The sequence below is a fragment of the Ruminococcus sp. CAG:330 genome (assembly GCF_000437175.1).
Classification (GTDB): domain Bacteria; phylum Bacillota; class Clostridia; order Oscillospirales; family Ruminococcaceae; genus Ruminococcus_C.
In genome coordinates, this window is sequence record NZ_FR898089.1 from 149,256 (window position 1) to 172,481 (window position 23,226).

The following is a 23,226-nucleotide window of genomic DNA, read 5'->3' on the forward strand; positions in this document are numbered from 1 at the left end:
TGCAGCGTGAAGAGTTGAAGAAAATTTGGAAATCTGAAGAAAAAAAGGCTCACATCACTGGTTGGGATTTCTCTTATATTAATGGCAGATATGAAGAAGAAGACTTACCATGGAATTATGAGGAGATAGTTAGGAATTTTTTAAATGCTGACATGAATGTTCTAGATTATGATACAGGCGGCGGTGAGTTTTTGCTCTCCTTAGGTCACCCTTTTAATAAAACATCTGCAACAGAAGGGTATCAGCCTAATGTAGAACTTTGCATGAAAACATTATTACCCTTGGGAATAAACTTTAAAGCTTGTAGTGATCCATCATGTATTCCCTTCAAAGATGAAACTTTTAATCTGATAATAAACAGACATGGCAATTTCAATGCGAAAGAAATATATCGTTTATTAAAAAATGGTGGTATATTTATAACTGAACAGGTCGGATGTGATAATGACAGGAATTTGGTTGAAATGGTTCTTCCGAACACAGAGAAGCCGTTTCCAGATTTACGATTAAGCATACAGAAGAAGATACTTGAAAAAGCAGGCTTTCACATTATTGAGGGTAATGAAGCGTATCGTCCAATCAAGTTCTATGATGTCGGTGCATTTATTTGGTTTGCACATATAATTGAATGGGAATTTCCCGGATTTTCGGTTGATAAATGCTTTGAAGCTTTGTTGGAAATGCAAAAGAAGATCGATGAAACTGGAGAAATTGAGGGAACGATTCATCGTTATCTGATTGTTGCTAAAAAATAATTACAGCATAGCACAGAGATTAATAAGAAACCTTTTCTTTTGTACACAGATAAAAAATTAATGGAAGATTAACTATAAAATTCATCATTATAAAGAATGTTACAAATTCCAGTTTATAAAGGAGAATCAACATGACAAAAGAACAGGCACTGCCGGGAATCCCGATTCTTGCCCCGGCGAACGCATTACGGCGGATATTGTCAATTATATCCAGTACGCCAAAGAAAAGGGTTGTTCTCTGACTGGACCGCAGGATATGGAGATTGCGAGATTGAATGTAGTGAAGAAGTAGGGCTGCTGACGTTGATGCTATAGATGTGCATCGTTTGACAAATCGAATTTTGCGGAGGTAATGTAATTGAATGTCATAGAAGCAATTAACCAAAGGCATAGTTATAGAGGTAAATATAAATCTAATACTGTCCCCAGAGAAGATTTAATAACAATAATGAGAGCAGGGCTGAACGCTCCGTCAGGCTGTAATAAGCAAACAACAAGTTTAATAGCAGTTGATGATAAAGACGTATTGGAAAAACTGCATAAAGTTATAAATCCACCAGTTGGAGAAACGGCTCCCGCTGTGATATGCGTTTTAACACAAAGAATACCTGCATACAGGGAAAAATGCTTTGCGGTTCAAGATTATTCTGCTGCAATTGAAAATATGTTGTTAGCCATAGTTGAACTTGGATATCAGAGCTGTTGGTATGAGGGACACATTACTGATGAAGATAAAATTGGTTATCAAATGGCTCAAATCTTAAACGTCCCCGACAACTTTGAGTTGGTGTGTTTTTTGCCTGTTGGTATCGCTGAAACAGAACCAGCTTTACCACAAAAGCGAACTTTTGAGGAACGAGCGTGGTTTAATGCCTTTCCGAATATTCAAAATAGATTTTAGCATGAAGCAAATTCCAGTTTCTTGAAAAGAAAAATAAAAATGGAGGAATTGAAATGGTAAAAGATCGTATTTCCGGCACCGTTGTGATGTCGGCAGAAGAAGCTGAAAGTTCCCGGAAAGGACTGCGCACGCTGGACAAATTATACAACATGGCGATCAACGGTCTGCCCACATCCAAGCCGGCGGACAAGCTGGGAATGGAATATCTGCAAAAGTACAACGGCGACCAGAAAAAAGCTGCCGATGTTCTGATTCGAAACCAGGTGACAAAGTGCACGACAACGGGATTTCTCACCGGACTGGGCGGATTTATCACACTTCCCATTACCATTCCCGCCGATCTCGCCTCCTCCATGTACATTCAGGTGCGAATGATTGCGGCAATCGCCTATATTGGCGGATACAGCCTGCATGATGATGCGGTCAAAACTATGATATATGCCACGCTGCTGAAAATCGATCTCGGCAATGTCCTGAAACAGGTTGGCGTAAAGGCTGCCAACAAGGCTGCTCTGGCAGGATTGAAAAAACTGCCGGGGAAAGTGCTTGTTGCAATCAACCAGAAGCTGGGATTCCGGTTCATCACAAAATTCGGGCAAAAAGGAATCATCAATCTCGGAAAAGGTATCCCCTGTGTGGGCGGTATTTTAAACGGCGGTATCAATCTGGCAGAAACCAGACACATCGCCAAGGATGCCGTCAAAGCATTTCTGACACCAGCGACAATTGATTACATTCACTAAGGAGGAATGAACATGTTCCGGCCGATGAGAAGATGGAAGCAGCAGCTCTCCGATGAGGATTGCGCTGCTCTCCTGAAAAATACGCCACGTGGGATTTTGTCTGTACTGGGCGAGGACGGATACCCCTATGGGATTCCCATGAACCACTGGTACTGCGAAGCAGACGGCAAGCTATATTTCCACGGAGCGAAAACAGGTCACAAGATCGATGCCATTTCCCAATGCGACAAGGTTTCCTATTGTGTCCATGACGAGGGCTATCGGGAGGACGGTCAGTGGCCGCTGCATATCAAAAGTGTTGTAGTGTTCGGCAGGATTCAGCCGGTGAAAGATGCGGAAAAGGAACTGGAAATCTGCACGCATCTCTGCCAGAAGTTTACTGACGACAAGGCGTATCTGGAACATGAATTGCAGCATTCCCGTCCGAATGTGCTATGCCTTGCACTGACACCGGAGCATATGACAGGAAAACTGGTCAAGGAATCCTAATGGAAAAGGCAAAGTGAAAGGAGTTTTGATATGGACATCTGGTATACCGAAAATCACACGGATAACGTCCGGCTCTCCATTCGCATTGACAGACAGCTTGCCAGTGTGCAGAGCGAATTTCAGCGAATCGACGTGTTTGATTCTGTGGAATTCGGACGTATTATGACGCTGGACGGACTGCTGATGGTAACCGAAAAAGACGAGTACATCTACCACGAAATGATTACCCACATTCCCATGGCGACCAACCCGAACATCAAAAAGGTTCTGGTGATCGGTGCCGGCGACGGCGGCACGGTACGGGAACTCTGCCGCTATCCCTCCATTGAACAGATCGACATGGTGGAAATCGACGAGTTGGTAGTACATCTGGCAAAGGAGTATCTGCCGTTTACGGCATGCAGTCTGGACGACCCGAGGGTCAACATTTACTACCAGGATGGGCTGCGGTTTGTCCGCCGTGTGGAAAACGAATATGATCTGATTATTGTGGATTCCACCGATCCGTTCGGCGTTGGCGAGGGGCTGTTTACCAAGGAGTTCTATGGTAACTGCTACAAGGCATTGACCGGAAACGGCATACTGGTCAATCAGCATGAGAGCACGTTCTACACGTCCTATTCCAATGCCATGAAGCGTGCCCACAGCCGCATTAAAAGCTTCTTCCCCATTGCGCTGGTGTATCAGGCACATATTCCCACTTACCCTTCCGGGCATTGGCTCTTTGGATTTGCGTCCAAAAAGTACGACCCCCGACTGGATTTGCAGGCGGACTGGTGGAACAGCCTGGGCATCAAGACCCGATATTACAATACCATTCTGCATCAGGGCTGCTTTGCCATTCCGAACAACGTTCGCGATGCGCTGCGGGAATCGGAACACGACAGGCGATAGGAAGCAGAAATGGGACTATTGGATATATTTCAACAAAAAGACAGTGTACCGGAGAGAGTCGAAACATGCGAAAAAACGGATTCTGGTGCGAATATGGTGAAAGAAATCCGTGAGGAGATTCTGCAAAAGACGGCGATCCCCTGCATGAAGCTGAAACTGACGGACACCAAGCCCAGTCTGTTTGACAGCAAGGTCGGCGGTATCGGCTATGTTCCCCGCGATGCGAAAATTCCGGAGGACAGCGAAGGCGTACAGCTGCGGCTGCTGGCACAGATCAATTGTGCAGAGATCTCACTGGAAGATTTCCCCCATCAGGGACTGCTGCAATTCTGGATTCTGAACGATGATGCCAGCGGACTGAATTTTGATGACAACACCTTGCAGGACACCTTTCGGGTGCTCTATTTCAAAGAACCAGACAGGACGGTCACGGAAGAGGAAGTCTGCGGAAAGATGCAGCGTACGCCTTTTGAGGAAGAGGACTGTTTTCCGGTGAGGGGCTGTTATGGACTGGCATTCTCAGCAGGTGTGGATACCATTTCTTCCGGTGATTATCGGTTTGAAAGCCGCATCAAAGAGTTGGTACAGCAGGATTATCCGGAAGAAGCGGAAAGACTGTTGGAAAATATCGATGATTTTATCGATGAAAATGGAGAAGACTGGGGCGGCGGTCACAAGATCGGCGGTTATCCTGAGTTTACGCAATGGGATCCTCGTGGAGAAAGTGACTCTCACGATGTGCTGCTGTTCCAGCTGGACAGTGATTACCATGACAACAGGGACAGGATATTGTGGGGTGACTGCGGTATCGGAAATTTTTTCATCAATCGGGAAAACTTAAAAAACTGCGATTTCAGGGATGTCATTTACAACTGGGATTGCTGCTAATCCATCATCGCTAATTTTAAATTTTTGGAGGTATATGAACATGGGAAAAGCGTTAATTATCGGAGCCGGCGGCGTGGCAGGCGTTGTCATTCACAAGTGCTGCCAGAACAGCGAAGTGTTTACAGAAATCTGCATTGCCAGCCGTACCAAGTCCAAGTGTGACAAGTTCAAGGAAGAATTGCAGGGCAAGACGGCTACCAAGATCACCACGGCACAAGTCGATGCCAATGATGTAGACCAGCTGATCGCTCTGATCGAACAGGAAAAGCCGGACATTGTGATCAATGTGGCACTTCCCTATCAGGATCTGACCATTATGGATGCTTGCCTTGCAACCAAGACGGACTATGTGGACACTGCGAACTATGAACCGGAAGATACGGCAAAGTTCGAATACAAGTGGCAGTGGGCGTATCGGGAACGCTTCGAAAAGGCTGGCATTACGGCTCTGCTGGGCAGCGGCTTTGACCCCGGTGTAACCGGTGTATTTTGTGCTTATGCCCAGAAGCACTACTTTGACGAAATCAATTATATCGACATTCTGGACTGCAACGGCGGTGACCACGGCTATCCTTTCGCTACCAACTTCAATCCGGAAATTAACATTCGGGAAGTTTCCGCAAAGGGCAGCTACATCGAAAACGGCGAATGGGTGGAAACCGAACCTATGGAAATCAAGCGAGAATACAACTTCGATCAGGTTGGCGAAAAGGATATGTACCTGCTGCACCACGAAGAACTGGAATCTCTGGCACTGAATATCAAGGGTATCAAGAGAATCCGCTTTTTTATGACATTCGGACAGAGCTATCTGACACACCTGAAATGTCTGGAAAATGTGGGTATGACTTCTATCGAACCAATCATGTTCGAGGGCAAGGAAATCGTTCCCCTGCAGTTCCTCAAGGCAGTTCTGCCGGATCCGGCATCCCTCGGTCCACGCACTGTGGGCAAGACCAACATCGGCTGCATTTGTCAGGGAGTCAAAGACGGTAAGCCGGTGAACTACTACGTTTACAATGTCTGCGATCATCAGGAATGCTACAAGGAAGTTGGCTCTCAGGCAGTTTCCTACACCACAGGTGTTCCGGCAATGATCGGTGCAATGCTGGTAATGACCGGCAAGTGGAAAAAGCCAGGCGTTTATAATGTAGAAGAATTCGATCCGGATCCGTTCATGGACGCACTGAACAAGTGGGGGCTGCCGTGGACTGAGAATTTTGATCCGGTGCTGGTAGATTAAGGAGATACAACAATGTACCATGTAAAACTACTTCTGAAATACACTGTAAAGAAACAGATTTTCTACGAGGAATCTATCTTGCAAGTAGATGCCGGCTCTTTTGATGAAGCTTATCAAAAGGCAGAAATCTATGTAAAGCAAACAATGGACAACAAGCGTAGAAATATGTACGGCGACACTGTACATTGCACTGTTGTAGACTATCTGGACTGTTTTCAGTCTGATGACGTGGAAAGTGATGTACAGGAAGTGTATTCCAGAATCTTTCAGAATCATTCGGAGTTTTCCGAAACGAAATTGGTAGAACTTCTTAGCGATTCCTGTACACGGGAAGAAATGCTGCCTCTGCGGTATTTCCCCGATCCAAAATAAAGGAAACACTGAATAAAGCCTGATTTAAGACGTGTATTTCATTTTTATGTGAACATGTTCTAATATGAATCCCTCAAATTAGAAGAAGCGTTCCGCATCAAGCAGAACGCTTCTTTTGCAAGAAAGGAATTTTGAAAATGGACTTTGAATCTTTATTTGACATTCCCATTGATGATCTGCATACGCCTTGCTATCTCACTGATGCACGGCTGCTGCAAAAGAACACCGCGTTGCTGAAACAAATCCAGCAGCGAACCGGCTGTAAGATCCTGCTGGCACAAAAGGCGTTCTCAATGTTCTCCGCCTACCCGCTGATTCGGGACGATCTCGCCGGAACGACTGCCAGCGGATTATTCGAGGCAAAACTGGGACGAGAGCACTTCGGGAAAGAAGTGCATGTGTTCTCCCCTGCCTACACGCAGGAAGATTTCACACAGCTGCTGGAACTCTGCGACCATATTGTATTCAACTCGTTTGGACAGTGGAAAAAATACCGGCAGCAGGTGCAAGATGCAACCCGGAATATTTCCTGCGGCATTCGCATCAATCCCGGCTATGCAGAAGTAGAAACTGATCTATACAACCCCTGCATTTCCGGTTCCCGCATGGGTGTACCGCTGGAACAGATGGAAGAGGGCGGCTTTGACGGTCTGGACGGCATTCACTTCCACACTATGTGCGAACAGAACTCCGACGTTTTGGAGCGTACCCTCGACCACATGCTGCCGCAGTTTGACAAGTGGCTGAAACGATGCAAGTGGGTAAACTTCGGCGGCGGACATCACATCACCCGTCCGGACTATGACGTGGAACGGCTGGTGCGCTGCATTGAACGGGTACGGGACACCTACGGCGTACAGGTTTATCTGGAGCCGGGAGAAGCAGTGGCGCTGAATGCCGGTTATCTGGTGGCAACTGTGCTGGACGTGGTCCACAACGGCATGGACATTGCCATCCTGGATGCCTCAGCTGCCTGTCACATGCCGGATGTATTGGAGATGCCCTACCGCCCCCACATTCTGTACAGCGGAACAGCTGGCGAAAAGGCTTATACCTACCGGCTCGCCGGAAACACCTGTCTTGCCGGTGATGTGATCGGAGATTACTCTTTCGACCATCAGCTGCAAGCAGGCGAAAAGCTGGTATTCTGCGATATGGCGATTTACTCCATGGTCAAGAACAATACCTTCAATGGCGTTCCTCTGCCAGACATTGCGCTCTATCAGGATGGCAAAATCCAGCTGGTAAAGCAGTTCGGCTACATTGATTTTGAGGGACGGCTGTCATGAGTTTTGACGTGGCACACTGCATGCTCTGCCCCAGACGATGCGGTGCTGATCGGGAAAAAGGCGTGGGGCTTTGTCACTGCGGCATGGAAATTCGAATCGCCAGAGCAGCCCTGCACCCATGGGAGGAGCCTTGCATTTCCGGCAAACATGGTTCCGGAACGGTGTTCTTTTCCGGCTGTGCTCTGGGCTGTGTATTTTGCCAGAACCGGAAAATCAGCCGGCAGGCTGTGGGAAAAGCAGTGACTGTGGAACAGCTCGCAGACGTTTTTCTGGAATTGCAGGAACAGCAGGCGCACAACATCAATCTGGTGACGGGCAGCCATTATACTCCGTGGATCGTACAGGCACTGGAACGAGCAAAGCCGAAACTGCACATTCCGGTGGTCTGGAACTGCAGCGGATACGAATCGCTGGAAATCCTGCGCATGCTGGATGGACTAGTGGATATCTACCTCCCCGACCTGAAATTCTATGCGCCGGAAACATCAGGAGCATATGCAAACTGTCCGGATTATTTTACCGTTGCATCAAAAGCAATTCCGGAGATGTTCCGGCAGGTCGGGCAATTGAAATGGAACGGCGAATTGCTGCAGCACGGTCTGGTGGTACGGCATCTAGTTTTGCCGGCGCATCGGAAAGAATCCATGCAGCTGCTGGACTGGCTGGCGGAAACGCTTCCCACAGATGCGTTTTTGCTGAGTTTGATGGGACAGTATACGCCACCGGATACATCTCTGCCGGACAAGCATCTGAACCGTCGCATTGCCACGTTTGAATACGAGTCCGTTCGGGAACATTCTGTACAGCTGGGACTGAACGGCTATGGACAGGAGCGTTCGTCGGCATCGGCAAGTTACACACCGGATTTTTGGACAGAACAATAATTTGAGAAGATTCCCACAAAATAAGCGACAGCCCTTTCGGACTGCCGCTTATTTTCGTTATCAAAAATATCAGAATTGCTTACTCCGGCTGAATGGCATCATAACCCGTTTCCTTGGTACGGATTCGCATTGCCTCTCGCACATCATAGCTGAAGATCTTACCGTCACCGATATTGCCGGTATAGGCTGCCTTCTGGATGGCGTCGATGGTCTTCTTTTCCCACTCCTCCGAGGAAACCAGTACTTCGATCTTGATCTTCGGGAGCATCTGGATCTCCACCTTCTGGTGACCGCGCACGTAGGCGTACTCCTTAAAGCCCCGCTGGGTACCGCAGCCCATGACCTGATAGCACGTCATGCCATGAACGTCCATCGCTGCCAGCGCATCCATAACATCCTCCAGTTTTTCTTCCCGAATCATCGCTTCTACTTTAATAATCATGCTGTTTCACCTTTCTGTTTAGTCTAAGCCGTTAAAGGAGGGGTATGCTGCTTCGCCGTGTTCCGAACGATCCAGTCCAACACGTTCCTCCCGCTCCGTGACACGAATCGAACCGCCGCTCACCAGCTTGGTCAGGAAGTAGCAGATGAATGTGCCAGCAACAGCAACTGCGATAGTTACCAAAATGCTCGCCAGCTGCATCAGGAACAGTTTTACATCACCAAAGAACAAGCCGTTGCCCTGACCGATGTCATTGATGGATGCCCGACAAAACAGTCCGGTGCAGATGCCGCCCCAGATCCCGCCAACGCCGTGGCAGCCAAACGCATCCAGCGCATCGTCATAGCCCAGCTTCCGCTTTACTACGGACACCATGAAGTAGCAGATCGGCGAGGTGGTCAGACCGATGATGACAGCCGCCCAGATCGGAACGAAACCTGCGCCCGGTGTGATGCCGACCAGACCGGCAACCAGACCGGTACTTGCGCCAACGAAAGTCGGCTTCATGTTCATGATTACATCGCACAGCATCCACGAGAGCATACCGCCAGCAGCCGAAACAGCGGTAGTCACAAATGCGTGTGCTGCCAGACCGTCCGCAGCCAGTGCAGAACCGGCATTGAAGCCGAACCAGCCGAACATCAAAATAAAGGCCCCCATTGCCACAAAAGGAATGTTGTGAATCTTATAGTTTGCCCGCTCATGGTCATACCGTTTGCCAAGCAGGATGCAGAGCACCAGCGCAGTGACACCGGAACTGATGTGAACCACGTTACCGCCGGCAAAGTCTACCGAGCCGATCTTCGCCAAAAATCCGCCGTCTGCCCAAACCATATGTGCCATGGGATAATATACCAAGATGCTCCAGAACACGATAAAGAAGAACAGCGACTTGAATTTCATTCTGCCACCAACAGAACCTGTGATCAGCGCCGGCGTAATCACAGCAAACATCATCTGGAACAGGCAGAATACCAAATTCGGAATCGATTGCCCTTCCACATATGCCTCTGTTTTCGAAACACCTTCCAGTCCCAGCCAGCTCAGATCACCGATGATTCCAAAGTGGTCTGTGCCGAACGACAGAGAATATCCAAACAAAACCCACATCACGATGCCGGTACCGATGGTGATCACTGAAGCGAACATCGTATTGACTGCGTTCTTCCGACGAACCAGACCGCCGTAAAAATACGACAAGCCGGGGGTCATAAAAAACACAAATGCGGCACAAATCATCACAAAACCAATGCTTCCCGAATCCATAATACTTTCGTCCTCCCAATTGTAATCCATTCTGTTCCATACGAGTGAATTGAAGAAAACTGTCGTTTCCTGCGGATTCAATTTGGCAACCCCATTGTTTCCATCGCCCCGAAAACAATCGCTGGAGGACACAAAAAAAGTGCCCACGTGCAGCAACTGTGCTGTACGGGACACCATTGTTCCGTATTCGAAGGGAATCCATTTGACGGAATTCTTTCTTACATGAACTAGTATACAGTCGTAATATTAACTGGAAAATAATAATTTGTAAAAATATTATTTATTTTGCAATCACGTTAGTGAAATGCTGGTGACATCCTCCAGCGTCAGCGTCAAAAGCATCTCATCCGAAATCGGTTCTGTCACTGCCGCAAGACGATCTGCCTGGTTGGTCAGGGCAAATTCGAAGTAATTCCGCACGTCCCGTGCATTGGCAAAGTTTTCCCCTGCCTCCTGGCTGCGCTTTTCAAAATAGCTGGCAACATGCGCACGTGCCTCCGGCGTCATTTGCAGCGCATAGGTCTGGCAAATACCCTCGAAAATGTGCAGGAGCTCCTCCGGCGTATAATCTGCAAAAAAGATGATCTGCCGGAAGCGTGAGCGCAGTCCGGAATTAGAGTCCAGAAACTGCTCCATCTCCTTGGGGTAGCCGGCAACGATGACAATGAGATCGTCCCGATGATCCTCCATCTCTTTGAGCAGCGTATTGACTGCCTCCATACCAAAGTCATTGCTGCCGGAGGATGCTGTCAGCGCATAGGCTTCATCAATGAATAGAACGCCTCCCAGCGCACGATCCAGCACCTTTTTGGTCTTGATTGCCGTCTGCCCTACATAACCGCTGACAAGAGACGAACGATCGGCTTCCACCAAATGCCCCTTTTTCAAAACGCCAAGACGTGCGTAAATTTTCGCAAGCAGGCGTGCCACGGTAGTCTTTCCGGTGCCGGGATTGCCGGAAAAGACCATGTGCAGAGAAGTCTGCGGCATCGGCAAGTTTCGCTGCTGCCGCAGCTGACGAATCTTCAGCAGATTGATCAAACCGTCCAGTTCCTTTTTCACAGCCTGCAAGCCGGTCAGCTGATGCAGTTGTTCCATCAGTTCTTCCAGCGTTTCTGTAGGCGCATCCTCCACAGAGGCCTCAGTCAGTTCCGGCTCCTTTTCCACGGGAATTGGCGGAATGTCCTCCTGTTCCACGAAATCCGCCGGAACTCTGGCAGCACAATTTCTCTTGACATCATGCCACTCCTGTATTGCTGCTGAGCGATAGTGGTACAGCTGCTGCAACAGCGAGTGCAACAGAATCATCTGCTGGGCGTGAGTTGATTCCTCCGGAGCAGAGAACTGCGTTCCCATTTGCTCAACTGTTTCAATCAGCAGGAGAGAAACGCTGCCATCTGCGTGGTTTCCGGCGAGATCTGCACGAATCGTCACCGAGAGCAGAGCGAGCAAAGCATCCGTCACACCGGAAAACGAGATGGTATACTGCGCCAAAAAGCGCTCCACTGCCGGACGAGTCAGGTTCTTTTGCAGGCAGACATTACAGTATGTAACCTCTTCCTCTGTAATGATGCGATCCTGATTGGCAAGAAATAGCAGGTATTTCAAATAGGCAAATTGGGCGTATTCTGTGTTGGTCATCTGGCTGCCGGTCACACGGATTCCCTGTTCCTGATAGATTTCGTACAGGGTATTCAGGTATGCCAGCTTTCGCTGCAAGTTCGATTCTGCCATGAATGTTGTTCCTCTTTCTCTTTTAATCGGCGTGAGTGCCGGCTGTGTTTTTCTCTGTTTCTGACTGCGATGCGAAATCGTTTCTCAAGTCCTCGTACATCCGGCGATAGATTTTCAGCAGCTCCTGATTGGTCTTTTCTCTGCTTTTTACCAGTTTTCCAACCGCAGCTGCCTTTGCCTGTCCTGCAATATCCCCCGGTATAGAACCGGACGGGATTTTTTCCAAATTGCCCAGCGCCTGCATCAGGTATGCCTGATCTTTCTGCATTTCCTCCAGCAAGCGAAGCAGTACTTCCAGTTTCTCCTCGTAATTCTGACGATTATTCATATTTTTTCTCCTTTTCCGCCCGACGCTTAGCACGGGCATCGATTTTTTTCTTGACGACAAAGCCGGCTGCACAGAGCACAATCATAGCTGCCAGAAAAATCAGCGCCATTTTATAATTGCCGTCCCAGAGATTTTTCCCTGCAAAAATGGTCAGTGCCGTCGCTGGCGCTCTCCCCAGCGTGGTCAGCAGAAAGAGATGCAGCGGTTTGATCTTGGAATCGAATGACACCAGATAGGTCAGTGCATCCTTCGGCAGCCCCGGCAGCAAAAACACCAGAAATACGATCAATTCCAAACGCTTGCCGTTTTTCAAAAAATCGAACTTCTGAAAATGCTTTTCTGATACGAAACGATCCACCAGCGGTTTTCCGACCCACTGCACCAGATAGTACACCAGTACAGTTCCCAGAAAGAACCCCGCCAGACAAAGTGCCAGCGCACCCCACTCACCGAACAGCACGCCGCCGATGATGGGAACCGGCCCGCCCGGAATGACTGCAATTACCACCTGTATCACCTGCAGCAGCACAAACAGAAGCGGTGCAAAGATTCCAAACGACTCCATCTTCTGCACGATCAGCTGCTGTCCCGCTTCGCTGGAGAGCAGACGGATCAGCGGAATCATTGCCACAGAAACCGCAACGCAGATCAGCACCACTGCGATTGCCATCCAAATGGACTTCTTCGAAAATTTCCAAGAACGCTTTTTCTTCTTCACAGAGATCACCTCAATTTACTTCCTGTCCCAAGAACGAATTCCTCGGTTTTGTCTTTTGTAATTTCCCAGATCCCTTTCTAACAGTATACCCCTATTTATCCAAAATTGCAAGTCTTTTTTTCGCTGATTTATGACATTTTTACAAAAGCCCTTGACATAGCCGTCAAAAACGTGTATAATAAAAAATGCAAATCTTTATAGAAAGGATTTTGGTTTATGAAATCTTTACATTCGAGAATGATTGCCTGCCTGCTGATCTGTGCGGTTGGGGTAACGTGCGGCGCATGCGGCAACAGCACCAAAAAAGAAGAATCTTCACTGACACCAGAAGAGGCTTCCTCCCTGTATTCGGATATGAAGCAGGATATGAAGTTCACCATTCTGGATAATTCTACAGGCAGCGCAATGAGCGCAACAGATGCAACGGAAAGCGGCGATGCTTCCAGCAACGGCGGTCAGACTGCTACTTCCTATGTGGTTGTGACGTGACAGATGCTGCCGGCGAGCCGGTAACTGATGCAAACGGGGAAACAGTGACGGAAGCCGTCGTTGTCGAGAGCGGCAGCAATGGCGGAAACAGCAGCAGCGGCAATACCAGCAATGGCGGAAATTCCGGCAATGCGTCCAACAGCGGCAACAGCAATGGCAGCGATGGAAACAGCAGCAACGGCGGAAATTCCAGCACAAATGGCGGCAGCAGCTACACACCGAGCATGAAGACGTTCCAGGGCTACTGGATGGACATGTCTCTGGGTGAGGACTATGTATTCAACGGGGATTTCATCGACATCACCTTCCGTGTCAAGGACGATGCCCCAGACGGCAACTATGAGGTTTCCGGAGGTAGCTGTGACTTTGCAAACTATGCAGCAAAGAGCGTAAAGGCAGACTTCATTCCGGCATGTATCACCGTAGGCGATGCAACACCGGAGAGCACTGGTTCTGCACAGTCCGGCACATTCACCATCAGCGGTGACAGCGTGCAGGCAAAGCAGGGCGACGAAGTCACAGTTCGGTTCAGCATCTCGGACAACCCGGGTCTGGTTGCTCTGATTTTCCAGGCACGCTTTGACAGCAATGCACTGGAATATGTCAGCGCAGTGGTAGGCGACGATTGTTCCGATATCATCAGTCTGGAAACCAACTAAGCATCGCATATTTTCCCAAAAGCAAAAACAGCGGAGCGCAGCTTTCAGAAAAAGCGGTGCTCCGTTTTTGTTATTCTACAGAACCCTGCAAAAAGAAGCTCCTGCCAAAACAAACACATTTCTGGCAGGAGCTTTTTCCGTTATTTTTGATTGTTAGAGGGAGAACTTCCCAGCATCTCCGTTGATCACATAGTAAACCATGTTTTCTTCCGGCTTTACGTATAGCTTGATATCCTTGGCAGCAGTCTTTGTCTTTCCCTGTTCCGCAGCCCATGCCACAATTGCACGATCTGTCAAAACGTCTGTGCTCCAGTCCATACCGCCATATTGCAGTGTTACGCTCACCGTTTTCCGTGTCCGTGTTTTCTTCGGAGCTGTTTCCGTTGCAGCCGCTGTTTTCTTTTCTGTTGTGGTCTTTGCCGGTGTTGCTTCTGTTGCAGCAGCCGTCGTCTTTTTCGTTCTCGGCATTTTTATTCCCTCCTAAAAGACTTATGCGTTCACCGATTCCTTCAGATTCTTGCTTGCCTTGAATACAGGTGCCTTGGAAGCGGCTACCTGAATCGTATCTCCTGTACGGGGATTCTTGCACTCTTTTGCGCTGCGCTCCCGTACCTCGAATGTGCCAAACTTGGAAATGGTCACCTTTTCGCCAGCAACCAATGCTTCCCGGATTGCGTCAAAAACTGCGCTTACCAAAGCTTCTGCATCCTTCTTGGTGCAATAGTTTTCCTCGTGCAGTTTTTCGATCAGATCTGTTTTTGTCATAAGATCGCTCCTCCAATTCGTTGAAATCTACTACGAATTATATACCATTATTTTTCGTTTGTCAAGAACTTCGCAAAAAAATGACATTTGCACGGAATTTCGAGGTTTTTTCTCTTGCTTTTTATGAAAAAGCACAGAAAAAATACAGGCTTTCCATCGCTTTCGGAGCGGCAGATGTGCCTTTCCAAAAGCCTTGCGGAAAACCTGTATTTTTCATTCAGCACCTCTCTTCCTTGCGAAAGCGGATGCCTTTATTTTTCATGCCTGTCAATTATTTCTTGACAAACAGCTTTGTGCCATCGTAGTCGATGCGAATAACAGTATCCGGTGCCGGATCGTTGGCAATGATCTCCCGTGCAACCAGCGTCTCCAGCTTCTGCTGGATCAGCCGTTTCAGCGGACGTGCACCGTAGTTGACATCATATCCCTCGTTGACGATATACTCCTTGGCTGCCTGCGATACTTCCAGATCCAGCTGTTTTTCCTCCAGCCGCTTTTTCAGCTTCTGAAGCAGCAGGTCTACAATCCGGAAAATCTCTGAGCGATTCAAAGGCTTGTAGAAAACGATTTCATCCAGACGGTTCAGGAATTCCGGACGGAACTGCTGCTTCAGCAGTGCGTCCACTTCCTTTCTCGCTGTCTCCGAGATGTTGCCGTTCTCATCCATGCCCTCCAGGATGGCAGGAGAGCCAAGGTTCGAGGTCAGGATGATAATGGTGTTTTTGAAATCCACGGTCCTGCCCTGAGAGTCTGTGATTCTGCCGTCATCCAGCACTTGCAGCAGGATGTTGAATACATCCGGATGTGCCTTTTCCACCTCATCCAGCAGAACTACCGAGTACGGCTTCCGGCGCACAGCCTCTGTCAGCTGACCGCCCTCCTCGTAACCAACGTATCCGGGAGGTGCTCCGATCAGACGGCTGACGCTGAACTTCTCCATATATTCGCTCATATCGATTCGAACGATGTTGTTCTCATCGTCAAACAATGCCTCCGCCAGTGCCTTTGCCAGTTCGGTCTTACCAACACCGGTCGGACCGAGGAACAGGAACGAGCCAAGAGGACGGTTGGGATCCTGAATACCGGCACGGGAGCGGAGGATTGCCTCGCTGACTTTTGTCACTGCTTCGTCCTGACCGATGACACGGCGATGAAGCACATCCTCCATATGGAGCAGCTTCTCCCGCTCGCCCTCCATCAGTTTGGAAACCGGAATGCCAGTCCAGCGGCCGACGATTCGTGCGATTTCCTCTTCCGTTACTTTATCACGCAGCAGCGAGTCCTTCTCTTCCTTCTGCTTTTCTGCAATGGTTTCCTCTTCTGCCAGTTCCTTTTGCAGTGTCGGCAGTCTGCCGTATTTCAGTTCCGCAGCACGGTTCAGATCGTAATCACGTTCTGCACGCTCGATTTCTGCATTGACCTGTTCCAATTCTTCTCGCAGCTTCTGTACCTTGGAGATTGCATTTTTCTCGTTCTCCCACTTGGCTTTCATCTCGTTGAACTGATCCCGCATCTCAGAGAGTTCCTGCTGTACCTCCTGCAAATGTGCTTTGGACAGCTTGTCATCCTCTTTTTTCAGTGCGGCTTCCTCGATCTCATGCTGCATGATCTTCCGGCGAATCTCATCCAGCTCTGTGGGCATGGAATCCATCTCCGTTCGAATCATGGCACAAGCTTCGTCCACCAAGTCGATTGCCTTATCCGGCAGGAAGCGATCCGTGATATACCGGTCAGACAGCGTTGCTGCTGCAATCAGTGCCTGATCCTGAATCTTTACGCCGTGGAATACCTCGTACCGTTCTTTCAGGCCACGCAGAATCGAAATTGTATCCTCTACGGTCGGCTCATCTACCATAACCGGCTGGAACCGACGCTCCAAGGCAGCATCTTTTTCAATATACTGCCGGTACTCGTTCAGTGTCGTTGCACCAATGCAATGCAGTTCGCCACGTGCCAGCATCGGCTTCAGGAGATTGCCTGCATCCATTGCGCCATCCGATTTCCCGGCACCCACAATGGTATGCAGCTCATCGATGAACAGAATGATACCGCCCTCGCTCTTCTTCACCTCGTTCAAAACCGCTTTCAGACGCTCTTCGAATTCGCCACGGTACTTTGCGCCGGCGATCAAGGCGCCCAGATCCAGCGAGAAGATCTTCCGGTCTTTCAGGTTGGCAGGGACATCGCCACGCACAATTCGCAGTGCCAAGCCCTCTGCAATGGCAGTTTTACCGACACCCGGCTCACCAATCAGAACCGGATTGTTCTTGGTCTTTCTGGAGAGGATTCGAATGACATTTCGTATCTCATTATCTCTGCCGATGACCGGATCCAGTTTTCCGGCACGGGCACGCTCCACCAGATCCTGTCCGTATTTCGACAGGACATCATAGGTTTCTTCCGGATTCTCTGTGGTAACACGCTGGTTGCCACGCACTTTCATCAGTGCCTCCAAAAATGCATCCTTGGTTACAGAAAACGGCTGAAGCACCTTGCGAACCGTCGAATTCATGGCATCGAACAAGCCCAGCATCAGATGCTCTACAGAGATGTACTCATCCTTCATCCGAGAAGCTTCCTTTTCTGCCTCCCGCAGTGCACGATCCACATCCTGTGCAATATACACCTCATCTGCTTTCCGACCGCTGCCAGTAACAGCGGGCAATGCATCAATGGAAGATTTCAGCTGAATCTGGACATTTTCCACAGCGACGCCCATTTTCTCAAACAGCTGCGGAATCAAACCGCCGTTCTGTTCCAAAAGCGCACTTAACAGATGTACCTGTTCGATCTGCTGATTCTGGTTCTCGATTGCCAGACTGTTGGCCGCCTGAATGACTTCTCTCGATTTTTGCGTCAGTTTTTCCATATTCATAACACATGCCTCCATTCCAAAGTCAATGGTTGATGCTCTTTTTTCTCACTTTTCGTTTTTCCCACTCTATGCGGAATCATGCAGCTGTTCCCGCAGCTCCGCATACTGCTGTTCCAGCGCACGTGATAATACCGTACCCGAAATATCCTGCTGTATTCCTGCAAAATATGATTGCAGCACTGCATGGAACATGCGAATATAATTTCCTACGATCTCTCCCAGCTGCTCATCTGTTGCTGCACCGCTTCGCAGCAGCGCCATGGTCATGCAGCCCGATTCTATCTGATACAATCCCTGTGCACATGCACCGTTCGCATCGTATTTCTGTTCCAGCTTTACCCAGAACCGGAAGAACTGTGCCATTGCATCCAGAAGTGTCTGATTCTGGGTTCGGCAGGAGATTTTCAGCCGTCCCACTTCCTCCTGCTGCATGTTGCGCAGCAGCTCCACACGATAGCGGATGGTGGGCCGATATTTATACTGCACGGATCCGAGAATCGAAAGCAGTGCATTGGAACCCTGTTCCTGTATGCGAAACGCCTCGTCCATCTGGTGCGTCAGATTGGCGAATACCCGCTGCATCTGCTGTTCCGGCGTAATACACTGTACGTGCTTCGCCAGCACCTGATTGATATAGTTAGAACGGCTGGTTCCCTTTTGCGCCGCCAGCGCATCCACCGCAGCCACAATGTCATCGCTTAAAATCAAACTGTACATACTTCGTTTCATTCGGATCACCTCATTTTCTTTCCGTTTCTGATTTATATTCTATCACAAGTTTCATAACTTGTCAAGCAAATTATATAATATGATTTCAAATTCTTGATTTGCAAAGAAAAATGCAGAATATTCTGAAAAAAGCAATCTTAAAGTCGCAATTTCAGATCGATTCTGCACGTTTCTGCTTTATTTTCAAACGTAAGGAGAAGTATGAGAGAGGTTCTTATTTGTCATAGACCTGATCTTCATAGCGATACAGAGAGAGGATGACGGTCAGATTTCCGTTGAGCTTCCGGAGGTCATCCATGAATTTTTTTTGATCCACCTGATTTTTCAGCTGAATGCTGTAGACCAGTTCGAACAGCGAACCGAAATTGGTGGTCTTGACCCGCTTCAGATGCCAGCTGGCGGTGTTTTCATTGAGAACGTCGTCAAACAGTCCCACATAATTGAGGTTTTCCGGAATGGTGATTTTCAGCGTCATGTTGCTGGTCTTGCAAATGCCGTAGTGCAGCACCTCCACCAGAATCAGCACAGCGGCAATGACAGCAAAGAACACAAAGACGAACCACACATTTTCACTGCTGTTGATGCCGCAAATCACGCCGACTGCCATGGCAAAAAAAACATAGGTGATGTCCTTCGGGTCGCCGGGCACAGTACGGTACCGGCAAAGGGTAAACACACCGGCAAGGCTGAGGGCGCTTGCCATGGAATTGATCATCACGAGAACAATGGCGATGATTGGCGGCAGCATCAGAATGGTCAGAACATAGCTTTGGGTGTAGCCCGATTTCCGGTGTGTGAAAATATACACCAGACTGATGAGAAATCCCATCACAACGCTGAGAATCAGGGCGAAGAGCATATCTGTCACGGTGACATTGAAACCGGTGGCAGAGCCAATGGAGGTCAACAAAGAGGAGATATCTGTGTCATTGACAGATGCCATAAAATTGGTCAAAGTGTTAAGCATAGTCGTAACGTCTTCCTTTCTCTACTTTCAATTGCGGGCGTACCCAGTCCGTACATTCCTGCTCCTGTACATAGATCTCGTAGGCACGGCCGTATTTGGAAAAACTTGTCTTATATACCTGAAGCAATACCAGTTCTTCTGCCATCCACATGGGCATGGAATCGGCAATCTTCACTTCCATCAGGCGCATTCCTTCCGGCAAAATCAGATCACCGCTGCTTGGCAGCGCCAAAGACACATCGGTTCGTCTGCCGGTCAGCGCACGGTCAAATGTCAGGCGGAAATTCGGGTCATCTTTTCCGAAGTATGCGGCACGCTGGTAACTGATGTACTGTTTGGGAACGACAGGATAACGCTGGCGAAATACTTCGATCTCATCCATCACCTGCTCCTGAATGTACTTTCCGCCGAGATCGGGGCGAATGCCGTGCAGCATATACGCTTCCGCCTGCTGCAGTTTCATAGTGACACGCCGTTTGTTGACGATGCCTCCGATTTTCTTTTTGATTTCCAAGAACACGGTATTATCCGGATTGGCGGGAGAAAGATAACTGCGGAGCCGAATCTTCTCCTTATAATATGGCTTGGCAAGAGATTCCCGAATGAGAAAATCATCCGGCGTATCATAATAGATGTTATAGATGCCGTATTCCTTGCCGTCCACACAAAACTGATCTGGATTCATGTACCGCTCCAACTGCGGGAGCAGGCTCTGGTACTGTGCTTCTGTAAGCAGAAATTTAATCTCTTTTCGTGCAAATGTTTGAATTGCCATTGTGTTCCCTGCACACGGCTTCCGGTGCGGGTTCCTCCTTTCTTGCAACCGAAATTGCTTTTGTTGTTGTCATTATAGAATGCGATGCTTGAAATAATCTTAATGTTTTTGGTAATATCGACGATTCCGAAAAAAATCTCCGAGATTTTTTGAAAAAAGCAGTTGCAATTCCAAAAGACATCTTGTATAATAGAAAGCGTACGCATTAGAAAACCGAAAGGAGTTTATCAAAATGGCAGAACTGAAATATGAGATCGTAGAGCACATCGGCGTGATTGGCGAAAACGCACGGGGCTGGAACAAGGAACTGAACCTCATCAGCTGGAACGAACGGGAACCGAAGTATGACATTCGGGACTGGGCACCGGATCACAGCAAGATGGGAAAGGGCGTGACCTTGTCGGCAGACGAGGTGGCTTCCCTGAAGGATCTGCTGGCAGAACTGGATCTGGACTCTTTTGAATAAGCGTCTGTTTCGTATTTTTGCGGACTTGCTGTGACACATTCTCGGCAAGTCCGCTTTTTTCGTGAAATTGCACAACAAACAGGAATAAAGACATGCACAACATACAAAACTCAAAAAACATCTTGTGATTTTCGCCAAAATGTATTATAATAAAGAGTATGCAATTCTTTGCGAATTTGATCGAAAGAAGGGAATTTGTTGAGTCATTCTAAAATTATGCTGGGCAACGCCGCCATTGCACAGGGTGCATATGAGGCAGGCGTTAAGGTTTCCGCCGCTTATCCGGGAACCCCAAGTACAGAAATCAGTGAATATATCGCAAAATATCCGGAGGTCTACGCCGAGTGGTCTCCTAACGAAAAGGTGGCAATGGAAGTGGCAATCGGCGCTTCCATTGCCGGTGTTCGTGCCATGGCTTCCATGAAACTGGTTGGTGTGAACGTGGCATCTGACCCGCTCTATTCCATCTCCTATGCCGGTGTTAACGGCGGTCTGGTACTGGTTGCAGCCGACGACCCCGGTATCTACAGCTCCCAGAACGAGCAGGATACCAGAATGGTGGCACGTGCTGCAATGGTTCCGGTTCTGGAGCCGTCCGACAGCGAGGAGGCTCGTGTTTTCACCAAGCTGGCGTTCACCTACAGTGAAACCTACGATACGCCGGTGATCGTCCGCACCACAACACGTCTTTCCCACTCGCAGGGTGTGGTTCATCCGGAAGAACGGGAGGAAATCCCAGACAAGCCGTATGTCAAGAACATTGAAAAGAACGTACTTATGCCGGCGAACGCAAGAAAGCGGCACATTGTTGTGGAACAGCGTCTTAAACAAATGGCAGAGGACGCCTGCAGCTTTGACATCAACCGTGTGGAATACCGTGACAAGAAAATCGGTGTCATCACCAGCGGTATCCCCTATCAGTATGTACAGGAGGCGCTGCCGGATGCTTCTGTTCTGAAGCTGGGACTGGTGCATCCGCTGCCGAGAAAGCTGATTGAGGAATTTGCAGCACAGGTGGATACACTCTATGTGGTAGAAGAGCTGGAACCGGTCATCGAAGAGCAGATTCGTGCGTGGGGCATTCCGGTCATCGGCAAGGAAATTTTCACGGTACAGGGCGAGTACAGCGCAAATATGCTGCGCCGTGCCATTTTGAAAGAGGAGATCACCCTGACCAAGCCGGCTGCTGCACCCCAGCGCCCGCCGATTCTCTGCCCGGGATGTCCGCACCGCAGTGTCTTCTCCGTTCTGAAAAAGCTGAAGCTGCATGGTGCCGGCGACATCGGATGTTATACATTGGGTGCTGTTGCCCCGCTGAATGTGGTGGACTTTAATGTCTGCATGGGTGCCAGCATCTCCACGCTGCACGGTATGGAAAAGGCAAAAGGCAAGGACTACGTCAAAAATTGGGTAGCGCTGATCGGTGACTCCACCTTTATGCACACCGGTGTCAACTCTCTCATGAACATGGTGTACAACCAGGCAACGGGAACGGTCATCATCCTGGACAACTCCACCACAGGCATGACCGGCCACCAGGATCACGCTGCAACCGGAAAGACCTTGCAGGGAGATCCTACCTACGCCATCAACATCTATCATCTCTGCAAGGCAATGGGCATTGAACATGTCTACGAGATCGATGCGTTCGACATCGAGGGACTGGAAAAGCTCCTGAAAGAGGAAACCCAGCGGGATGCGCTCTCTGTCATTATCACCAAGTCACCGTGTGCCCTGCTCAAGGAGTTTATTCCAAAGGGCAAATGCATCATCCACGAGGACGCCTGCAAGAAATGCGGTCAGTGTCTGGTTCCGGGCTGTCCGGCAATGCGCAAGCAGGAAAACGGCATTCCGCAGATCGATCCTGCAATGTGCAACGGCTGCCAGCTCTGCGAAAAACGCTGCAAGTTCCATGCAATCGAACTGATTCCCCGTGAAAAAGGAGGTCAATCCAAATGAACGCAGTGAATATTATGATCGTTGGTGTCGGCGGACAGGGCACGCTTTTGACCAGCCGTGTACTGGGAAAAATCGCACTGACCGGCGGCTATGATGTCAAGCTCTCCGAAGTACACGGCATGGCACAGCGTGGCGGAAGTGTTGTCACCTTTGTGCGGTACGGCGAAAACGTGGCAGAGCCTATTGTGGAAGAGGGACAGGCAGATATCCTCATCGCTTTTGAACGGCTGGAGGCACTGCGGTACGCACACTTCCTGAAGCCGGGCGGAACTATTATTGTCAACGACACCCGCATCGACCCCATGCCGGTTGTCATTGGCGCGGCAGAATATCCGGAAGGAATTCTGGAAACGCTCCGGAAGTCCTACCGTGTTTTGTCCATCGATGCCTCCGCAGAAGCAATGAAACTGGGCAACATTCGTGTTTTCAACACGATCATTCTGGGCGTTGCTGCACAGCACATGAAATTTTCCAAGGAGGAATGGCTTCAGGTCATCGCCGAAACCGTTCCGCCAAAAACCATCGCCATCAATCAGACCGCATTCCTCACCGGTTTTGAATATCATGGAACCAACGATTCCGAAGGACAGGAGTAA

Annotated in this window: 26 protein-coding genes; 15 read left to right on the forward strand and 11 right to left on the reverse strand. The window is 49.0% G+C overall.

Annotated features, from left to right (window positions below; translation table 11 throughout):
* The 10 genes from QZL66_RS10885 to QZL66_RS10930 all read left to right on the forward strand — a co-directional run.
* The coding region (locus QZL66_RS10885) for a class I SAM-dependent methyltransferase (protein WP_293615091.1) at positions 1-755 on the forward strand (755 nt) is incomplete at its 5' end.
* Positions 756-1,113: 358 nt separating this feature from the next.
* On the forward strand, positions 1,114-1,656 hold the full coding sequence (locus QZL66_RS10890) for a nitroreductase family protein (RefSeq protein ID WP_022411749.1): 543 nt from the start codon (positions 1,114-1,116) through the stop codon (positions 1,654-1,656).
* 53 nt (positions 1,657-1,709) lie between these two features.
* Positions 1,710-2,399 carry an EcsC family protein gene (locus tag QZL66_RS10895; protein WP_022411750.1) on the forward strand — a complete coding sequence of 230 codons (690 nt, stop codon included), beginning with the start codon at positions 1,710-1,712 and terminating at the stop codon, positions 2,397-2,399.
* A 12-nt stretch (positions 2,400-2,411) separates the two neighbouring features.
* Positions 2,412-2,888 (forward strand): pyridoxamine 5'-phosphate oxidase family protein, encoded by a 477-nt coding sequence (locus tag QZL66_RS10900; protein WP_022411751.1) that lies wholly within the window; start codon positions 2,412-2,414, stop codon positions 2,886-2,888.
* Positions 2,889-2,918: 30 nt separating this feature from the next.
* The gene (gene speE, locus QZL66_RS10905; protein ID WP_022411752.1) at positions 2,919-3,782 is read left to right on the forward strand and encodes a polyamine aminopropyltransferase; all 864 of its coding nucleotides are present in this window, start codon (positions 2,919-2,921) and stop codon (positions 3,780-3,782) included.
* A gap of 93 nt (positions 3,783-3,875) precedes the next feature.
* Entirely contained in the window at positions 3,876-4,670 is a 795-nt protein-coding gene (locus QZL66_RS10910; RefSeq protein WP_293615094.1) for a YwqG family protein, read from the forward strand.
* Positions 4,671-4,710: 40 nt separating this feature from the next.
* The gene (locus tag QZL66_RS10915) at positions 4,711-5,913 is read left to right on the forward strand and encodes a saccharopine dehydrogenase family protein (protein ID WP_022411754.1); all 1,203 of its coding nucleotides are present in this window, start codon (positions 4,711-4,713) and stop codon (positions 5,911-5,913) included.
* A gap of 12 nt (positions 5,914-5,925) precedes the next feature.
* Positions 5,926-6,285 (forward strand): DUF4288 domain-containing protein, encoded by a 360-nt coding sequence (locus QZL66_RS10920; RefSeq protein WP_022411755.1) that lies wholly within the window; start codon positions 5,926-5,928, stop codon positions 6,283-6,285.
* 137 nt (positions 6,286-6,422) lie between these two features.
* Positions 6,423-7,574: a carboxynorspermidine decarboxylase gene (gene nspC, locus QZL66_RS10925; RefSeq protein WP_022411756.1), complete on the forward strand. Its 1,152-nt coding sequence runs from the start codon at positions 6,423-6,425 to the stop codon at positions 7,572-7,574.
* On the forward strand, positions 7,571-8,458 hold the full coding sequence (locus QZL66_RS10930; protein ID WP_022411757.1) for a radical SAM protein: 888 nt from the start codon (positions 7,571-7,573) through the stop codon (positions 8,456-8,458). The genes nspC and QZL66_RS10930 overlap by 4 nt, the downstream gene beginning before the upstream one ends.
* 79 nt (positions 8,459-8,537) lie before the next feature.
* On the opposite strand, the gene QZL66_RS10935 is transcribed toward QZL66_RS10930, so the two are convergent.
* The 5 genes from QZL66_RS10935 to QZL66_RS10955 all read right to left on the reverse strand — a co-directional run bounded on the left by QZL66_RS10935 (position 8,538) and on the right by QZL66_RS10955 (position 12,955).
* Positions 8,538-8,900, reverse strand: coding sequence for a P-II family nitrogen regulator (locus tag QZL66_RS10935; RefSeq protein WP_293615098.1), 363 nt, complete (start codon positions 8,898-8,900; stop codon positions 8,538-8,540).
* A gap of 18 nt (positions 8,901-8,918) precedes the next feature.
* Positions 8,919-10,166, reverse strand: a complete 1,248-nt coding sequence (locus QZL66_RS10940; protein ID WP_022411759.1) for an ammonium transporter — start codon at positions 10,164-10,166, stop codon at positions 8,919-8,921.
* A gap of 291 nt (positions 10,167-10,457) precedes the next feature.
* Complete coding sequence (locus QZL66_RS10945; RefSeq protein ID WP_022411760.1) at positions 10,458-11,900, reverse strand: AAA family ATPase; 1,443 nt, start codon at positions 11,898-11,900, stop codon at positions 10,458-10,460.
* 22 nt (positions 11,901-11,922) lie between these two features.
* On the reverse strand, positions 11,923-12,228 hold the full coding sequence (locus tag QZL66_RS10950; RefSeq protein WP_022411761.1) for a hypothetical protein: 306 nt from the start codon (positions 12,226-12,228) through the stop codon (positions 11,923-11,925).
* Positions 12,221-12,955 carry a TVP38/TMEM64 family protein gene (locus QZL66_RS10955; protein WP_293615101.1) on the reverse strand — a complete coding sequence of 245 codons (735 nt, stop codon included), beginning with the start codon at positions 12,953-12,955 and terminating at the stop codon, positions 12,221-12,223. The genes QZL66_RS10950 and QZL66_RS10955 overlap by 8 nt, the downstream gene beginning before the upstream one ends.
* A gap of 207 nt (positions 12,956-13,162) precedes the next feature.
* Here QZL66_RS10955 and QZL66_RS10960 point away from each other — a divergent pair, with 207 nt between their 5' ends.
* Positions 13,163-13,435 carry a hypothetical protein gene (locus QZL66_RS10960; RefSeq protein ID WP_022411763.1) on the forward strand — a complete coding sequence of 91 codons (273 nt, stop codon included), beginning with the start codon at positions 13,163-13,165 and terminating at the stop codon, positions 13,433-13,435.
* Complete coding sequence (locus QZL66_RS10965) at positions 13,432-14,094, forward strand: cohesin domain (protein ID WP_022411764.1); 663 nt, start codon at positions 13,432-13,434, stop codon at positions 14,092-14,094. Before QZL66_RS10960 ends, QZL66_RS10965 begins: the two co-directional genes overlap by 4 nt.
* Before the next feature lie 153 nt (positions 14,095-14,247).
* Here the strand turns inward: QZL66_RS10965 and QZL66_RS10970 are convergent, their stop codons facing one another.
* From QZL66_RS10970 to QZL66_RS10995, 6 genes are all read right to left on the reverse strand, one after another.
* Positions 14,248-14,562: a DUF6465 family protein gene (locus tag QZL66_RS10970; RefSeq protein ID WP_022411765.1), complete on the reverse strand. Its 315-nt coding sequence runs from the start codon at positions 14,560-14,562 to the stop codon at positions 14,248-14,250.
* A gap of 21 nt (positions 14,563-14,583) precedes the next feature.
* Positions 14,584-14,859: an HU family DNA-binding protein gene (locus tag QZL66_RS10975; protein ID WP_022411766.1), complete on the reverse strand. Its 276-nt coding sequence runs from the start codon at positions 14,857-14,859 to the stop codon at positions 14,584-14,586.
* A 271-nt stretch (positions 14,860-15,130) separates the two neighbouring features.
* Positions 15,131-17,734: an ATP-dependent chaperone ClpB gene (gene clpB, locus QZL66_RS10980; RefSeq protein WP_022411767.1), complete on the reverse strand. Its 2,604-nt coding sequence runs from the start codon at positions 17,732-17,734 to the stop codon at positions 15,131-15,133.
* 66 nt (positions 17,735-17,800) lie between these two features.
* A complete protein-coding gene (locus QZL66_RS10985; protein ID WP_022411768.1) occupies positions 17,801-18,463 on the reverse strand; it encodes a hypothetical protein in 663 nt (220 codons plus the stop codon).
* Between the two features lie 214 nt (positions 18,464-18,677).
* Positions 18,678-19,430: a DUF4956 domain-containing protein gene (locus QZL66_RS10990; RefSeq protein WP_022411769.1), complete on the reverse strand. Its 753-nt coding sequence runs from the start codon at positions 19,428-19,430 to the stop codon at positions 18,678-18,680.
* Positions 19,423-20,205 (reverse strand): polyphosphate polymerase domain-containing protein, encoded by a 783-nt coding sequence (locus tag QZL66_RS10995; protein WP_022411770.1) that lies wholly within the window; start codon positions 20,203-20,205, stop codon positions 19,423-19,425. The genes QZL66_RS10990 and QZL66_RS10995 overlap by 8 nt, the downstream gene beginning before the upstream one ends.
* Before the next feature lie 232 nt (positions 20,206-20,437).
* Between QZL66_RS10995 and QZL66_RS11000 the strand changes: the two genes are divergently transcribed.
* The 3 genes from QZL66_RS11000 (at position 20,438) to QZL66_RS11010 (ending at position 23,226) form a co-directional block, all read left to right on the forward strand.
* Positions 20,438-20,671, forward strand: coding sequence for a YdbC family protein (locus tag QZL66_RS11000; RefSeq protein WP_022411771.1), 234 nt, complete (start codon positions 20,438-20,440; stop codon positions 20,669-20,671).
* Between the two features lie 216 nt (positions 20,672-20,887).
* Positions 20,888-22,630, forward strand: coding sequence for an indolepyruvate ferredoxin oxidoreductase subunit alpha (iorA, locus tag QZL66_RS11005; protein WP_022411772.1), 1,743 nt, complete (start codon positions 20,888-20,890; stop codon positions 22,628-22,630).
* Complete coding sequence (locus QZL66_RS11010; RefSeq protein WP_022411773.1) at positions 22,627-23,226, forward strand: indolepyruvate oxidoreductase subunit beta; 600 nt, start codon at positions 22,627-22,629, stop codon at positions 23,224-23,226. The genes iorA and QZL66_RS11010 overlap by 4 nt, the downstream gene beginning before the upstream one ends.

Bases quoted from the DNA above. Each gene is read 5' to 3' on its own strand.
- QZL66_RS10930 (WP_022411757.1), top strand. From the start codon at position 7,571: ATGAGTTTTGACGTGGCACACTGCATGCTCTGCCCCAGACGATGCGGT.
- iorA (WP_022411772.1), top strand. From the start codon at position 20,888: ATGCTGGGCAACGCCGCCATTGCACAGGGTGCATATGAGGCAGGCGTT.
- QZL66_RS10950 (WP_022411761.1), bottom strand. From the start codon at position 12,228: ATGAATAATCGTCAGAATTACGAGGAGAAACTGGAAGTACTGCTTCGC.
- QZL66_RS10960 (WP_022411763.1), top strand. From the start codon at position 13,163: ATGAAATCTTTACATTCGAGAATGATTGCCTGCCTGCTGATCTGTGCG.
- QZL66_RS10900 (WP_022411751.1), top strand. From the start codon at position 2,412: ATGTTCCGGCCGATGAGAAGATGGAAGCAGCAGCTCTCCGATGAGGAT.
- QZL66_RS11010 (WP_022411773.1), top strand. From the start codon at position 22,627: ATGAACGCAGTGAATATTATGATCGTTGGTGTCGGCGGACAGGGCACG.
- nspC (WP_022411756.1), top strand. From the start codon at position 6,423: ATGGACTTTGAATCTTTATTTGACATTCCCATTGATGATCTGCATACG.
- speE (WP_022411752.1), top strand. From the start codon at position 2,919: ATGGACATCTGGTATACCGAAAATCACACGGATAACGTCCGGCTCTCC.
- QZL66_RS10935 (WP_293615098.1), bottom strand. From the start codon at position 8,900: ATGATTATTAAAGTAGAAGCGATGATTCGGGAAGAAAAACTGGAGGAT.
- QZL66_RS10995 (WP_022411770.1), bottom strand. From the start codon at position 20,205: ATGGCAATTCAAACATTTGCACGAAAAGAGATTAAATTTCTGCTTACA.
- QZL66_RS10990 (WP_022411769.1), bottom strand. From the start codon at position 19,430: ATGCTTAACACTTTGACCAATTTTATGGCATCTGTCAATGACACAGAT.
- QZL66_RS10915 (WP_022411754.1), top strand. From the start codon at position 4,711: ATGGGAAAAGCGTTAATTATCGGAGCCGGCGGCGTGGCAGGCGTTGTC.
- QZL66_RS10940 (WP_022411759.1), bottom strand. From the start codon at position 10,166: ATGGATTCGGGAAGCATTGGTTTTGTGATGATTTGTGCCGCATTTGTG.
- QZL66_RS10945 (WP_022411760.1), bottom strand. From the start codon at position 11,900: ATGGCAGAATCGAACTTGCAGCGAAAGCTGGCATACCTGAATACCCTG.
- QZL66_RS10975 (WP_022411766.1), bottom strand. From the start codon at position 14,859: ATGACAAAAACAGATCTGATCGAAAAACTGCACGAGGAAAACTATTGC.
- QZL66_RS10985 (WP_022411768.1), bottom strand. From the start codon at position 18,463: ATGAAACGAAGTATGTACAGTTTGATTTTAAGCGATGACATTGTGGCT.
- QZL66_RS10895 (WP_022411750.1), top strand. From the start codon at position 1,710: ATGGTAAAAGATCGTATTTCCGGCACCGTTGTGATGTCGGCAGAAGAA.
- QZL66_RS10910 (WP_293615094.1), top strand. From the start codon at position 3,876: ATGGTGAAAGAAATCCGTGAGGAGATTCTGCAAAAGACGGCGATCCCC.
- clpB (WP_022411767.1), bottom strand. From the start codon at position 17,734: ATGAATATGGAAAAACTGACGCAAAAATCGAGAGAAGTCATTCAGGCG.
- QZL66_RS10970 (WP_022411765.1), bottom strand. From the start codon at position 14,562: ATGCCGAGAACGAAAAAGACGACGGCTGCTGCAACAGAAGCAACACCG.
- QZL66_RS11000 (WP_022411771.1), top strand. From the start codon at position 20,438: ATGGCAGAACTGAAATATGAGATCGTAGAGCACATCGGCGTGATTGGC.
- QZL66_RS10920 (WP_022411755.1), top strand. From the start codon at position 5,926: ATGTACCATGTAAAACTACTTCTGAAATACACTGTAAAGAAACAGATT.